Here is a 13,936-nt window from a genome sequence, read left to right as displayed (position 1 = left end):
CCCCGCCCCCTCGCACCTGGGGCGGGACCCGGAGTCCCTGGTGGAATCGCCTTGGCTCAGGCGGCGACCCCCTGCGCTGCGCGCATCGTCGCGAGCGCCTGCCGCTCGATCTGCCGGACGCGCTCTGCGGTGATGCCCCAGTGCGTTCCGATGTCGGCGAGCTTGGCCTGGCGACCGTCGAGCAGGCCGTATCGGCGGCGCACGACGTCCTGGGACCGCTCGTCCAGGTTGGAGAGCATCTCCTCGAGGCGGCCGCGCTCCTCGGCGTCCAGTACCATCTCGTCCGGGCCGGGAGCCGTCTCGCGGGCGATCAGATCACCCAGCGCGGTGTCGCCGTCCGCCTCGACGGGGGCGTCGAGGGAGACATGCTCGCGTGCGTAACGGAGCAGGTCGACGACCCTGCTCTCCTCGAGGCCCAGCTCGTCCGCGATCTCGATCAGCTCGGGTTCGCGGCCCAGCTGGCGCTCCAGGTTGCGCCGCACCGCCGAGACCTGGTTGACCTGCTCGGCGACGTGCACCGGGAGGCGCACGATGCGACCCTGCTGCGCGATGCCGCGCGAGATGGCCTGACGGACCCACCAGGTGGCGTAGGTCGAGAACTTGAAGCCCTTGGCGTAGTCGAACTTCTCCACGGCGCGGATGAGGCCCGTGTTGCCCTCCTGAACCAGGTCGAGCAGCGGCATCTGCGCGCGGCCGTACTTGCGGGCCACGGAGACGACCAGCCGCAGGTTTGCCTGGATGAAGCGCTGCATGGCCCGCTCCCCGTCCGCCGCGACCTCGGCAAGTTCCTCGTCGGTGGCGTCCAGCGCAGTGGACTCCTCGCCGGAAATGATCCTCGATGCGTACAGGCCAGCCTCGATGCGGCGGGCGAGCTCCACTTCCTCGACGGCGGTGAGCAGTGGCGTCTTGGCGATCGCGTCGAGGTAGAGCCCCACCGCGTCCTTGCCGTTGATTCCTTCGGTGCTCCGAGCACGCGCAGTACTGTTCATGATGCAGAACCTTTCGCAGTCGTCACCAAGCACAACGCACGGGCAGGCCAAGAGGTTCCGACGAGACGCACTCTCTCGGCGAAATCATCCCTGGGTTGTACCCGGCGGCGTGCGCATCGACCCAGAGTCAGGGTTCTCCCTTAGGTCGGCGTTTGAGTCCTCGCACACCCCGTGCCAGAATGGACGGCGCGTCGCTCTTGACTACCACGGGACACTGCGCGCGCAAAAATAAGTAGGCCTCGAGAGGACGACAGTGACTGAGAACGCCGAAGGAACCGGTAAGGCCCCCCGCACCCGCCGGACCGCCAGCGCGACCTCCACCGACGAGCAGCCGAAGAAGCCCGCCACCCGAGCCAGGAGCACAGCGAGCAAGGCCGCGCCGAGGGCGACGCGGGCCCGCAAGCCGAAGGCCGAGCCAACCATCGCGCACGCCGCCACGGGCGAGGTCGAGGTGGAGTTCAAGCGTGAGGGCGACGACGTGGTTCTCACCGTCGGCGGCAAGAAGAAGTCCGTCGAGGAGAAGAAGCGCTCTCTCGACGAGGTGGACGAGTCGCAGTTCAACGAGGCCGCCGAGACGCCGCTGGCCAAGGAGCTGACCAGCGAGGAGGAGGGCTTCGCACTCTCGGACTCCGACGACGCCGATGAGCCGGAGCAACAGGTCGTCTCTGCGGGGGCCACCGCGGACCCCGTCAAGGACTATCTGAAGCAGATCGGCAAGGTCGCGCTGCTGAACGCCGTCGAGGAGGTCGAGCTCGCCAAGCGCATCGAGGCCGGCCTGTTCGCCGAGGAGCGGCTGACGGACACCGACAGGCCCGTCGCGGCCGAGGACCTGGACGACCTCGAGTGGATCTCCGAGGACGGCCGACGCGCCAAGAACCACCTCCTCGAGGCGAACCTGCGCCTCGTCGTCTCGCTCGCCAAGCGCTACACCGGCCGCGGCATGCTCTTCCTCGATCTGATTCAGGAGGGCAACCTCGGCCTCATCCGCGCCGTGGAGAAGTTCGACTACACCAAGGGCTACAAGTTCTCGACCTATGCCACCTGGTGGATCAAGCAGGCCATCACCCGCGCCATGGCCGATCAGGCGCGCACCATCCGCATCCCCGTCCACATGGTCGAGGTCATCAACAAGCTCGCCCGCGTCCAGCGCCAGATGCTGCAGGACCTCGGCCGGGAACCCACGCCGGAGGAGCTGGCCGTCGAGCTGGACATGACTCCCGAGAAGGTCGTGGAGGTCCAGAAGTACGGTCGCGAGCCCATCTCGCTGCACACCCCGCTCGGCGAGGACGGCGACTCCGAGTTCGGCGACCTGATCGAAGACTCCGAGGCCGTGGTCCCGGCGGATGCCGTCAACTTCACGCTCCTGCAGGAGCAGCTGAACGACGTGCTCGACACACTCAGCGAGCGCGAGGCCGGCGTCGTGTCGATGCGCTTCGGCCTGACCGACGGGCAGCCGAAGACGCTCGACGAGATCGGGAAGGTCTACGGCGTCACGCGCGAGCGCATCCGCCAGATCGAGTCCAAGACGATGTCGAAGCTGCGCCACCCATCGCGCTCGCAGGTCCTGCGCGACTACCTCGACTGAGCCTGAGGGCATCGCCGCGGCCACCCCGGACCGGGGTGGCCGCGTGTGTTTCCGACGATAAGGACGCACCGATGCGACGGGCAACGACACTCATCTCCATGCTGGTCGGGGCGCTGCTCTCGCTCGCCCTGGTCGTTGACATGGTGGCCTCCGGCCAGGGGGCCTCCACCGCGGCGGAGGCGGCGGGCCAGCTCCCGCGGACCGGCGTCGAACTCCACCCCGCGGACCTCGGGGAGACCACCCGCAACTGGCTGGGCCGCTCGCAGTTCGACGCCGATCCATACCTGCCGGAGACGGTCGGCTGACCCGTCAGCTCGCGGCGCGCTCGACGAAGTTGCGCACCAGGAGGTGGACCTCGGGGCTGAGCGGGGCCGCCAGGGCCATCCGCATCAGCTCGTCGGTCTCCGCGGGCGGGAAGTAGCCGGCCTCCTGGTAGATGTCGATGCGTCGGGCCAGCCCCGGTCCGTCGAGGTCGGGGTGGAACTGCGTCGCGTAGATGTTGCGCCCGACCCTGAAGGCCTGCACCGGACAGTCGTCCCCCCTGGCGAGTAGCACCGCGCCCGGCGGCAGCACGGTGCAGGCCTCCTTGTGCCCGACGAAGGCGCGCACCACACCCGGCACGCCGTCGAACAGGGCGTCGGCGCGCCCCTCGTCGGTCAGCGTCACGTCCACGACTCCGACGGCCTCGCCGAAGGTGCGGTCAACCTGGCCACCGAGGTTGGCCGTCAGCGCGCCGATGCCGTAACAGAGCCCGAGGAACGGGAAGTCGCGCGCCACGACGTCGGCGACCACCCGGGCGAGGTCGGCCTCGACGCGCAGCTGCAGGTCGGACTTGGCCCGGTCGCTGGAGTTGAACGGGCCCCCGCCCAGCAGGATCCCGCTGTAGTCCTCCAGATCGATCGGCGGCAGCGGCTCCCTCTCGACCCGGTACTGCACCAGGTCCTCCTCCGCCAGCCGGGAGAACCGCAGGATGGCCTCGCGCTCTCCCACGACGGCCTCGTCCTCGGGGCGGGTGCTGAGCAGCAGGAACGGCTTCACTTCCTTGCCTCCTGGAACCGCGGAACGCCGGAACGCAGTTCGTCGACCAACGCACGGGCGACGTCGTGGGTACTGCCGCCCGCCGAGACGATGCGGCGCTGCCGACGGTAGCTCGGGCCCCGATCGACAAGCTCCAGGACGTGGCCGAGCTCCTCGGCGCAGCCCAGTTCATCGGCGATCGGCGCGACGATGTCAGCCCACATCCGGATCCCGTCGTCGACGTGGATGAGGTACTCCTCCTTGCGCGGGGTGATGACGTCGGCGGCAAGCCCGTAGCGGGCGGCGCGCCACTTGTTCTCCCTGAGGAACCAGTGTGGGAGCGCGTCGATCTCGTCCCCGCGGGCGAGCACCCGCGACATCCACTCGACGATGCACTGGCTGAAAGCCGCGAGCGCGCCCACCTCGAACGAGGTCGGCACCGAGTCCATCGTGCGGTTCTCGACGGTGCCCCACGACGACGGACGCACGTCCCAGCGGATCTCGGACGGGTTCTGGATCAGCCCCACCCCCTCCAGTTGCGAGGCGAACCGCTCAAGCTGGGCCCAGTCGTTCATGTGGTACGGCAGCCCGTTGGTCGGAAGCTGCTGGAACATCATGGTGCGCTGCGACGCGAAGTTCGTGTCCTCACCCTCCCAGTACGGGGACGAGGCCGACAGCGCGATGAAGTACGGGGTGAAGCGGGCCAGCCCGAAGACGATGGGCAGCGCCTTGTCGCGGGAGTCGATCCCGGTGTGGATGTGCAGGCCGTTGATCGCCATGTGGCGGCCCCACCAGCCGTTGCGCTCCGTGACCCGGCGGTATTGCGCCTTGTCGCCCGGGCTCTGCCTCGTGGGGTCGCCGAACGGATGGGCTCCCGCGCCCATCAGCGTGAGCCCGTGCGCGTCGAGCTTGTCCAGGACGAAGTCGAGGTGAGAGCGCATCTCCGCGACGGCCCGGTCGACGTGGCTGTGTACCCCGGAGACGATCTCGATCATGGAGGTCAGGTACTCGCGCCGGATCGGCCCGTCCACGGGGTCGTCGACGTGGGCGAGGACCAGCTCGGCGGCGGGGACCTGCTCCAGCGTGGTCGCGTCGACCACCGCCAGCTCCCACTCGATGCCGATCGTGGACTGACGCGACTGGCCGAAAGGAATCTTCATCCCGCCTCCCAAGCTTTCTGCGTGAAGACTAGTCCAGCACGGGCGGAGATGGGTGCGGGCAGCCCCTCCCGGCGATACAGTGACGGCCGAAAGAGAGGTTCACCCCTGATGTCGCTTTTCGAACGCGCCGAACTCGCCCCCGCCGACCCGATCCTCGGACTCACCGAGGCCTTCTCCGTCGATAAGCGCGCGCAGAAGGTGAATCTGGGCGTGGGCGTCTACCTCGACGAGGACGGCAGGCTCCCCCTGATGAGGGCTGTGCAGGAGGCCAGCGAGCGCATCACGCAGGCGGCCCGCCCACACGCCTATCAGCCCATCGACGGCATGCCCGCCTACCGGACCGCCGTCCGTGCCATGGTCTTCGGCGAGTCCAATGCCATCAGCGACGGCCGCGTGGTCACGGTCCAGAGCCTTGGCGGCACCGGCGCGCTGCGCGTCGGTGGCGACCTCCTGCGGGTGCTGTCTGCGGGCCCGAAGCTGCTCGTCTCGAACCCGAGCTGGGAGAACCATCGCGCCATCTTCAGCCGCGCCGGCTTCGAGGTGGACACGTACCGCTACTACGACGCCGAGCTCAAGGGCATCGACTTCGAGGGCATGATCGCCGATCTCGACGCCGCTGAAGCCGGCACGGTGGTCGTGTTGCACGCCTGCTGCCACAACCCCACGGGTTACGACCTGGACGCGGCGCAGTGGGACCGCGTGATCGAGGTCCTGATCAGGCGCTCGCTCGTACCCTTCCTCGACATGGCCTACCAGGGCTTCGGCTCCGGCGTCGCGGAGGACGGCGCGGTCGTCGAGCGGTTCACCTCGTCGGGCCTGGTGTTCCTGCTGTCGACGTCGTACTCGAAGTCGTTCAGCCTCTACGGCGAGCGCGTCGGCTCGCTGTCGGTCGTCGTGGAGGACGCGACCGTCGCGGCACGCGTGCTCAGCCAGCTCAAGACGCTCATCCGGACCGACTACTCGAACCCGCCCACCGAGGGGGCGGCGATCGTGTCGACCGTGCTGTTGGACGAGCAGCTGCGCTCGATGTGGGCCGACGAGCTCTCGCACATGCGCACCCGCATCCAGACGCTGCGCACCTCCCTGGTCGCGGCTCTCGCGGAGCGCGGCATCGACGACATGGAGTTCATCGCGCAGCAGCGTGGGATGTTCAGCTACTCGGGCCTGCCCCGGGAACAGATGGTCGCGCTGCGCTCCGAGTTCGGCGTCTACGGTCTCGACTCGGGCCGTATCTGCGTCGCGGCGCTGAACGACAGCAACCTCGGTTACGTCGCGGACGCGATCGCGTCCGTGCGGGCGGCGTCCCCGGCCGGCGCCTGAGCCAGCCCGCTGGCCCGGCGGACGGGGGTGGTGATGGCCTCGGCCAGCGCCTCGGCGCTCCCGTAGATCCGGACGCGTTCATGCGCCCGGGTGACCGCGGTGTACAGCAGTTCGCGGGTCAGCAGCGGTGATCCGACGGGGGGCAGCACGACCGAGACGGTGTCGAACTGGCTGCCCTGGGACTTGTGCACCGTCATGGCGTGCAGATCGACGGCGTTGACCAACAGCGACGGCGGCAGGCTCAGCGCACCCTCCGGGCGGTCGACGACGGCCTGCAGCTGATCGCCGAGCAGGGTCACGACCGCCGTGTCGCCGTTGCTGAACAGGTCGGAGTTGCGCTGGATGAGCAGCGGTTCGCCGACGTAGTGACGCGTGTCGAAGCCGTAGTCCGGCAGTTGCCCGCCGAGCCACGCCCGCAGCGATCTGGCCCAGTGGGTGACCCCGAACGGTCCCTCGCGGTGCCCGCACAGGAAACGGTGCCCGCCGAGCGCCCGGTTCGCGCCCTCCCCGTCGCCCACCAGCGCCGTGCCGCGGACCGCCTCGGCGGTGGCCAGCGCGTCCCGGCGCACCTGCGGTAGCGAGGCGGGGTCCGTCGTCGGGTCGAAGTCGATCAACTCGAGTGCCTCGGAGGCCTCGATGAGGGCCGCCGCGCGCCCCGCATCCCCGGACTCGATAGCCTCGGCGAGCGCGTTGATCTGCGCGTTGGACCGGTAGTTCGTGACCAGCCGGGCCACGGCCCCGCCGGGCGCGGAGACGAGGTCGTCGGCGGACTCGATGTCGGCCAGCACCGCCCCGGCCTCGACCGACCTCAGCTGGTGCGGGTCACCGAGCAGGACCAGCCGGGTGGAGGGAGCCAGGGCCTCCACCAGGACGGTCATGAGCTCGAGGGAGACCATGGAGGTCTCGTCGACCACGACCACGTCGTAGGGGAGCGGGTCGGCGGGCGAGTGGGGCGAGACGGCGGACCGGGGTCGCATCTTCAGCAGCTTGTGGAGCGTGCCTCCCCACACGGCGCCGCCGCTTCCGCCGACGGTGCTGAGCAGCCGGGTGGCCGCCTTGCCGGTCGGCGCGGCCAGGGCGACGCGCGGTGAGTGGGGGGCGAGCGCGCGGAGCAGCTCGGCGACGATGGTGGTCTTCCCGGTGCCCGGTCCGCCGGTGATGACGGTGGTTCCGTGGGTGAGCGCCGCCGCGATCGCGGCTCGCTGGTGCTCGTCGAGATGCGCGGGCGGCTCCGGGGCCGCCTCGGCGACGAAGTCGGGGAGGCGGCTGCGGTCGCGCAGCGCCGCCGCGAGCCTTGTCTCCAGGCGGTGGTACCGGTCGAGATACAGCAGCGTGCCGTCCAGCCGGAAGGGGGCGGCCGGGCCACCGGGGGGCGCGACCGTGCGGGACGCGGCCACGTCGTCGACCCAGGTGGCCGGCTCCGGCCAGTCGAGCGTCGTGGGGTCCGCCGCGGTTCCGTCGTCCAGGTCGCCCTCGGGGGCGAGCTCGTGCGCGCGTGTGAGGTCGAGGCACACCGACCCCAGGCGCAGCTCGCGCACGGCCAGCGCCAGGGCGAGCAGCACCCGCGGGTCGGCCTCGTCGGCGAGCTGACCGACGCGCCGAGCCAGGTGAAAGTCGATCAGCTGCAGCATGCCCGCGTCGATGAACTCGGCGAGCAGCCCGGTGGCGGAGATGGGGCGCTCACGCATGGTGTCCTCCCAGCAGGTTCGACGCGGCGACGGTGAGGGCGGCGGGCGGGAACCAGCCGAACACGCCGCAGACGGATCCTTCGACGACAGGGGTCGTGGGCCCTGCCATGCCGCGGACGAACAGGTAGCCGACGCCGCCCAGATGCGTGGCGGGGTCGTAGCCGGGCAGCGTGGCGCGGAGGAACCGGTGCAGGGCGACGCAGTAGAGCATCGCCTGGAGCGGGTAGTGGGCCTGCATCATGGCCTCGGCCATCGCCGAGGGGGTGTAGTGACCCAGCGTGGTGTCGACCCCCGGCGGCGAGAGGCGGTTCGTCTTGTAGTCGAAGACGCCGAAACGGCCGTCGTCGAAGCGGAGCACCGCGTCGATCGACCCGGTGAGGAAGCCATTGAGGACGGCGTCGGCGGCCTCCGAGGAGGCCAGCCGTGGCGGGTAGGCGGACAGCGGGTCGTCGTCGGGCAGATGCGTGGCCATCAGCGTGGCGAGGTCGCGCAGCGTCGCGGGGGCGCCGCCGTCCGCCAGGGGGAGGTCGAAGTCCAGCTCGGGCAGCCTGCGCGCCACGGGCACGTCGGACAGCGTGACGTCCGCGACCGGGGTCAGCGGGGTCCGGCAGACCGCCACCAGGGCCTCGGCGAGTCGGCCGCACTCGTCGACCGTCAGGCCGGCGGCCGGTCCCAGCTCCGCGAGCTGCGTCGCGGTGCTCGCCTCGAGCGCGAAGGGGGACCAGTCGGTGCGCTCGAGCACCGCGTGGACCAGCGTCCCGAACCCGGTGCCGGCGGGCAGCCCATTCATGGGGGAGGCGGCCGCGAGGTCGCCGCGGGCTTCCACGGACGCGGACAGGTCGAGGTTCTCCGCCTCGTCGGTGACGACGCCGGCGGGCGCCTCGTGCAGGCCCGCGGTCAGCCCCGAGTAGGACGTGCGGCGCCACGTGGCGTCGATCAGACGATCCCACACGCCGAGCGCCAGCGGGGTCGTCGTGCCCGCCGCCGCGGGTCCGGGGGCCGCGGCGGGCGGCGTCGGGTCCAGCGGCGAGTCGACGATCACGCCGGTCAGCGAGCTGATGGGGCGGCGCTGCTGCTTGTCGGGGCGCCAGCCGTGCTGCGTGAGCAGATGCGCCATCGGGTCGCCGTCCGGCCTCCGTCCGGAGTCGACGTGCCAGGCGATCACCAGGTGCCTGGCGCGGGTGAACCCGACGTAGAGCAGGCGGAGCTCCTCGGCGAGGTTCTGGGCCCGGAGCAGGGTGGTGATGCGGTCGTTGGTGGCGGGGCGGGGGCCGATCCACAGGCTGCGGGTCGCGTCCTCAAGGACGGTGAACGGCCGCCGGGTGATGGGCCTGACCCCGTCCGTCTCTGGGAGCAGCACGACGGGGAACTCGAGCCCCTTGGCGGCGTGCAGCGTCATGACGCGGATGGCGTCACCGTCGGAGGCCAGCCGGATGGCGTCGCTCAGGTCGTCCTCCCCGCGACCGCGGGAGACGACCTCGAGGAGCTGGGCGGCCGTGGTCGCGCCCGAGGCGCCGAGGAGCTCGGCGACCTGCTGGAGGTCGGCGAGCAGCCGCTCCCCGTCCGGCTCAGCCAACGTCCGCTCCGCGAGGCGCGTCTGCGTCTGGAGCTCGGTGAAGGCGTGCCCGATGCCGCCGGCCTCGAGCGCGTGCGCGAGTTCCCTCACGAGCGTGCTGACGCGGGCCGGCTCGCTGCTGCCCGGCGTGACGAGCTGGCCGAACTCCGAACCGATCAGGGGGGAGAGTGCCGCGAGCCGGATGTTGGCCTGCGACGGCTCGGCCATGGCCTCGAGGAGGACGCGCCAGCTGTCGGCGGCCGGCCTCGTCCACACGGACTGGCTGCCGGTCAGGACCGCGGGCAGCCCCGCGGCGGTGAGCGCGTCGCGGAGCTGTTCGGCGCGCGCCCCGCGGCGGACGAGGACGGCGATGTCCGAGGGCCTGAGCGCGGACCCGTCGGTCAGGGTCGCCCGGCTCAGCAGCAGGCGAACCTGGTGCACGACGTCGTGCCCGACGGCCTCGGCCGCGGTGACGGAGGTCAGCTCGCCGACGGAGCAGCGCCGCAGCCACAGCCGGGCCGTACCGGGCACCTGCAGCCCCGAACCCGTGCGGTGGGTGCGCACGGGCTCGACGGTGATGGTCTCGTCGCCGAGGTGCGAGCCGCGGAACAGGTCGACGACCCCGTCGACGACGGCGGCATCCGAGCGGTAGTTCACGTCCAGGGAGCAGACCTGGGCGTGGGAGCGGGCCTGCAGGTAGCTGCCGAGGTCGGCGCCGCGGAAGCCGTAGATGGACTGCTTCGGGTCGCCGATCAGGACAGTTCGGCGGTCAGGCCCGACGAAGGCCTCCCGCAGGATGTCCCACTGGTCGGGGTCGGTGTCCTGGAACTCGTCGACCAGCACGACGGGGAACCGCTCCCGCAGGCGGGCGCGCACCTGGGCGCCGAGCTCCGGGTCGGCCAGCGCGGACCTGAGCCGGGCGACGATGTCGTTGAAGGTGCACAGCGACTCGCTCATCCTGCGCTGGGCATAGAGCTCGCGGGTCCGGGTCGCGTACTCGTGGAACGGGCCCTGGTCGGGCAGGAGAGGGAGGGTCGAGGTGGCGGCCGCGACGCCGCGGTTCAGCGCGTCGGCGGGCTCGATGGGAGGGTTCTGCTCCCCGGCCCACAGCGCGAGGTAGGTGTCGGAGGCGCACTGGTGGGCGAGGACGTCGTCGTCAGGGCCGACGGTCTCGCTCGGGTCCCAGTCGCCGAGCACCCCCAGCTCCTGCAGCATGTCCTGGCAGAACCCGTGGGTGGTGGAGATGGTGATCTCGCCGAACTGCTGCAGTGCGGCGGCCAGAGCGTCCCGCGCGCCCGGCACTGCGGCGAGGTGTCGGGAGACCGGGTCGTCGGACGGGTCCGCGACGGCTCCGTCCGCGAGGCGGTCGAGGTACGCAAGGGACTCGGAGATCCGGCCGCGGACGCGGTCACGCAACTCGCCGGCGGCCTGGCTGCCGAACGTGATCATGAGAAGGTCACGGGGCGCGTGGCCCTCCTCGGCGAGGTAGCGGGCGGCAAGGGCTGCGATGGCGTAGGTCTTGCCGGTGCCGGCGCTCGCCTCCAGAAGCGTGGTGCGCTGCGGCAGCGGGCCGAGCAGGTCGAAGGGTGCCGCCACGTCAGAGACCTCCGAATCCGGAGTAGAGGGCCAGGGCCCAGTTCTGGAAGGCGCTGGTCAGTCCGAGGGCCGGGTCCTCGGGCAGCGGCGCGTCGTCGAACAGCTCGCCGACGTCCGAGAAGAACAGGGGCCACGCGTCGCCCGGCTTCGACCACTTCGGATGACGCCAGCCGGGTGCGCCGCGCCAGTCGCGGGGGGACAGCGTCCCGCGCGCGTGCTGGCTCGCGTAGGCAAGCGCCGCGTCCGCGGGAACTGGGATCAGGCGGTGCTGGCCGAGCGCGAAGGCCAGGAGCACCGCGGTGAGCCGGTCGGTCGCCACCGCCGCGTCCGGGACGCCGACGCGGCGCGTGGTGGGCAGCTGGAGGAAGGGGTCAGCGCCGGCCTCGTAGCGCACGAGGCTGGCGGGCGTCGGATCGCCCGACGCGCTGAGCGCGAGGGACTCGAGCCACGGGCGGACGAACTTCTCGGCGCCCTTCGACAGAGTCGCGGACATCGGCTCCCCGCCGTGGCACCGGACGGTGTCGATGACGCGGACCTCGCCGATGCCCGGCACGGGGACCGTGAGGTCGATGCGGTGGTCGGTGGCGGGTCTCTCGAACAGCGGGGCGGCCTCGCCCCACAGCTCGGTGGCCTTCGCGTCGGCCTTCCGGAACGCGCGCGCGGCCAGCTCGCCCGGAGGGAGCGACTCGGTCTCCCGCAGCCGGGCCGCGACATCCGCCGGGTCGCGGCCCTCGATGCGGGCGTTGAGGAGCTCGTCGCTGATCTTCCACTGCTCGAGGCCGTCGAGGGCCAGCGGGAGCTCGTCGCTGAGGACGGCCCCGGGAAACGCGGAGATCCCGGCGGCCGAGCGGAGGAACGCCTTCGCCGGGTCGATGAGGAAGCGCTCCAGCTGGCCGAGGTCCACCTGCGCCGGCGGGTCGCCGACGGGCAGCCTGCGGGCGTCGTGTCTGCGGCGGGCGTGCGCAGGGGGGAGAGTGGTCGCGACGCGCCTGGCCAACGCGCCGGCGCGCGCGGCCTCGTCGAAGCTTGGCCGCGTGTGGAAGTTGGCCTCCGACGTCGCAGTGGCCGGGTGTTCGATCCGGGTGACAGGCGAGCCGAGGGCGTCGACCAGCCAGTCGACGGCTGCGCCGTCGGCAACCTCATCGCCGGTGCGCTCCGACCGGGTCTGGCGCACGACGATCAGCCGCTCGGCGGCCAGCGCGTGCGCGCGGAGTTGGCGGAAGCGGACCGCGCGTCGGCCGACGGTGGCCACCTCGAGGGTGTCCGGCTGGGCTGCGTCGCGGCCGGGCACGACGTCGTCGGTGATGCCGATCATGGCGACCAGCCGGAACGACACGTGCGCCAGCTCGCCGAGGTCGATGACGTGCAGCGACCCGTTCCCGGCCGAGACCCGGCGGGTGGAACGCTCGGTCGCCTCGAGGAGGTGCGCGAACTCGTGGCGCGTCAGCTCGGTGGGCGAGCCCGCATGATCGGCGGCGAGCCGGGCCAGCGCCGCATGGACCTGGAGCACGAGCCACTCGTCGGTGAAGGGGACGCCGACGAAGTCGGCGAGGAGCTGGCGGGTCGTCGCCACCCACTCAGGCACCGTGACGGGGGCCGCGGTCTGGGCGATGAGCCGCCGCATCCGAGAGACCAGCTCGCAGAGGGCGCCGACGATCGGCAGGTCAGAGGACCCCACGGCGTCGGTGCCGGTCAGCGACAGCCCGGAGTCGTGGCGGGGGGACACCGCTAGGCCGACGAGCACCCGGTCGAGCCCGCGCATCCAGGTGTTCTGCGTCACCGTGAGGTTGAAGGAGGCGCGGTGCCCGGCGTCCATGCCCCAGTGGATGCCGGCGGCCTCGACGATCTCCGTGACGGACTCGCGGTCCTCCAGGCGCCAGCGGTGCGCGATCGGGGACGAGGTGACGAGCTCGGTGATGGCCGTCGCGGAGGCGCGGGACTCGCCGAGGCGCAGGAGCTGCACGACGCACTTAAGCACGGGGTTCGACTCCCGCCCCCCGACGGGCGCCACCCGCAGGCTCCGGCCCGGGTGCGCCCGGCCGGGGACGGCCGCGAACGCGGAGTCGAGCAGCGTGGCGTACCGCCCCGGCCGCGGGCACACGATGGCGACGTCGCGCGGCTCGAGGGTCGGGTCCTCCGCGAACGCGCGCGCGAGCTCGTCGCGCAGGACCTCGACCTGCCGGGCGGGTCCGTGCGAGCCGTGCAGCGTGAGGTGGGGCGGCGCGGCGGGTTCGTCGCGCGCGGGGTGGACCTCGGCGCCGAGGGCGCGGATCCACTCCGCGTCTCCGGCCGCCGGCGGCTGGAAGGCCGTCACGTCCCTGGACTCGGCCAGCGCCGCGAGCAGCCTGGTGCGGGGGATGGTCAGCTCGTCGAGCCCGAACGCCAGCGTCGGCACCGCATCGGCGCGGGCGGCCGCCAGGAGCGCGTCGAGCAGCTCACAGGGATCGACCTCGAGTGCCTCGACGCTGCGCCTGAGCAGTTCCGGCTGCCAGGCGAGCCGCTCCGGCAGTTCGGCGCCGCCGGGGCCCTCGTCGGCGCCCTCCAGCCAGCCGGCGAGCAGATCGGGGTCGTGGTCGAGGTACCAGCGCAGGAGCCTCGCCAGCCGGGTGGCCAGCGCCCGCCGGCCGCCTGGGCGTTCGGGGTGCGCCGCCCGGGCCAGGACGGGGAACTCGTCCGTCATGGAGGTCACGGCCTCCCAGACGGCAAGGTCGAGTGGGCTGCCGAGCCAGCGCGACCTGTCGCGGACGAGCCCCGCGGGCTCCGCCAGCCGGCCGAGGAGCTGGGCGGGCGTCAGATAGTCCACGCCGGCGGAGATCCCGAGCCTCCGGGCGACCTCCTGCCCGACGACGCGTCCGGTGGTGGGGGAACCCACGAGGACCCGAACCCTCGCGAACGGGTCGTTCTGCAGACGGCGCAGCGCATCGGCCAGTCCATCCACGAGGGTGCCGAACCGGTTGCCCCTCACGACCTCCAGCGCCACCCTGAACCACCCTTCCGCCCTGTCGCCCACAACCCTAGCCGGGGCC

General features: G+C 71.8%; 9 protein-coding genes. 3 read left to right on the top strand and 6 right to left on the bottom strand.

Annotated elements, in window-relative coordinates; translation table 11 throughout:
- Positions 1-56 precede the first annotated feature (56 nt).
- The gene (locus tag QH948_RS08215) at positions 57-989 is read right to left on the bottom strand and encodes a sigma-70 family RNA polymerase sigma factor (RefSeq protein ID WP_281143965.1); all 933 of its coding nucleotides are present in this window, start codon (positions 987-989) and stop codon (positions 57-59) included.
- A 253-nt stretch (positions 990-1,242) separates the two neighbouring features.
- Between QH948_RS08215 and QH948_RS08210 the strand changes: the two genes are divergently transcribed.
- Both QH948_RS08210 and QH948_RS08205 read left to right on the top strand, forming a co-directional pair.
- Positions 1,243-2,574: an RNA polymerase sigma factor gene (locus tag QH948_RS08210; RefSeq protein WP_438874085.1), complete on the top strand. Its 1,332-nt coding sequence runs from the start codon at positions 1,243-1,245 to the stop codon at positions 2,572-2,574.
- Between the two features lie 71 nt (positions 2,575-2,645).
- Positions 2,646-2,879, top strand: a complete 234-nt coding sequence (locus QH948_RS08205) for a hypothetical protein (protein ID WP_281143964.1) — start codon at positions 2,646-2,648, stop codon at positions 2,877-2,879.
- A gap of 4 nt (positions 2,880-2,883) precedes the next feature.
- Here QH948_RS08205 and QH948_RS08200 read toward each other — a convergent pair whose 3' ends face one another.
- A complete protein-coding gene (locus QH948_RS08200; protein WP_281143963.1) occupies positions 2,884-3,612 on the bottom strand; it encodes a glutamine amidotransferase in 729 nt (242 codons plus the stop codon).
- Positions 3,609-4,751, bottom strand: coding sequence for a carboxylate-amine ligase (locus QH948_RS08195; RefSeq protein WP_281143962.1), 1,143 nt, complete (start codon positions 4,749-4,751; stop codon positions 3,609-3,611). Before QH948_RS08195 ends, QH948_RS08200 begins: the two co-directional genes overlap by 4 nt.
- Before the next feature lie 108 nt (positions 4,752-4,859).
- Here QH948_RS08195 and QH948_RS08190 point away from each other — a divergent pair, with 108 nt between their 5' ends.
- Entirely contained in the window at positions 4,860-6,071 is a 1,212-nt protein-coding gene (locus tag QH948_RS08190) for an amino acid aminotransferase (RefSeq protein ID WP_281143961.1), read from the top strand.
- Here the strand turns inward: QH948_RS08190 and recD are convergent.
- The 3 genes from recD to QH948_RS08175 are packed head-to-tail and all read right to left on the bottom strand — an operon-like array spanning position 6,017 to position 13,890.
- Complete coding sequence (gene recD / locus QH948_RS08185) at positions 6,017-7,759, bottom strand: exodeoxyribonuclease V subunit alpha (RefSeq protein WP_281143960.1); 1,743 nt, start codon at positions 7,757-7,759, stop codon at positions 6,017-6,019. The two genes, QH948_RS08190 and recD, sit on opposite strands and share 55 nt — an antisense overlap.
- Entirely contained in the window at positions 7,752-10,910 is a 3,159-nt protein-coding gene (locus tag QH948_RS08180; RefSeq protein WP_281143959.1) for a UvrD-helicase domain-containing protein, read from the bottom strand. Before QH948_RS08180 ends, recD begins: the two co-directional genes overlap by 8 nt.
- A 1-nt stretch (position 10,911) precedes the next feature.
- Complete coding sequence (locus QH948_RS08175) at positions 10,912-13,890, bottom strand: exodeoxyribonuclease V subunit gamma (RefSeq protein ID WP_281143958.1); 2,979 nt, start codon at positions 13,888-13,890, stop codon at positions 10,912-10,914.
- Between the last annotated feature and the right edge of the window lie 46 nt (positions 13,891-13,936).

Source organism: Tessaracoccus lacteus (genome assembly GCF_029917005.1).
Classification (GTDB): Bacteria; Actinomycetota; Actinomycetes; order Propionibacteriales; family Propionibacteriaceae; genus Arachnia; species Arachnia lactea.
Note: the sequence above shows the minus strand (reverse complement) of the source record. Positions and strands in the feature narration are given on the sequence as shown.

What these genes read in the sequence shown, in the direction of transcription:
- QH948_RS08215 (WP_281143965.1), bottom strand. Translation starts at nt 989, where the DNA reads ATGAACAGTACTGCGCGTGCTCGGAGCACCGAAGGAATCAACGGCAAG.
- QH948_RS08205 (WP_281143964.1), top strand. Translation starts at nt 2,646, where the DNA reads ATGCGACGGGCAACGACACTCATCTCCATGCTGGTCGGGGCGCTGCTC.
- QH948_RS08195 (WP_281143962.1), bottom strand. Translation starts at nt 4,751, where the DNA reads ATGAAGATTCCTTTCGGCCAGTCGCGTCAGTCCACGATCGGCATCGAG.
- QH948_RS08190 (WP_281143961.1), top strand. Translation starts at nt 4,860, where the DNA reads ATGTCGCTTTTCGAACGCGCCGAACTCGCCCCCGCCGACCCGATCCTC.
- recD (WP_281143960.1), bottom strand. Translation starts at nt 7,759, where the DNA reads ATGCGTGAGCGCCCCATCTCCGCCACCGGGCTGCTCGCCGAGTTCATC.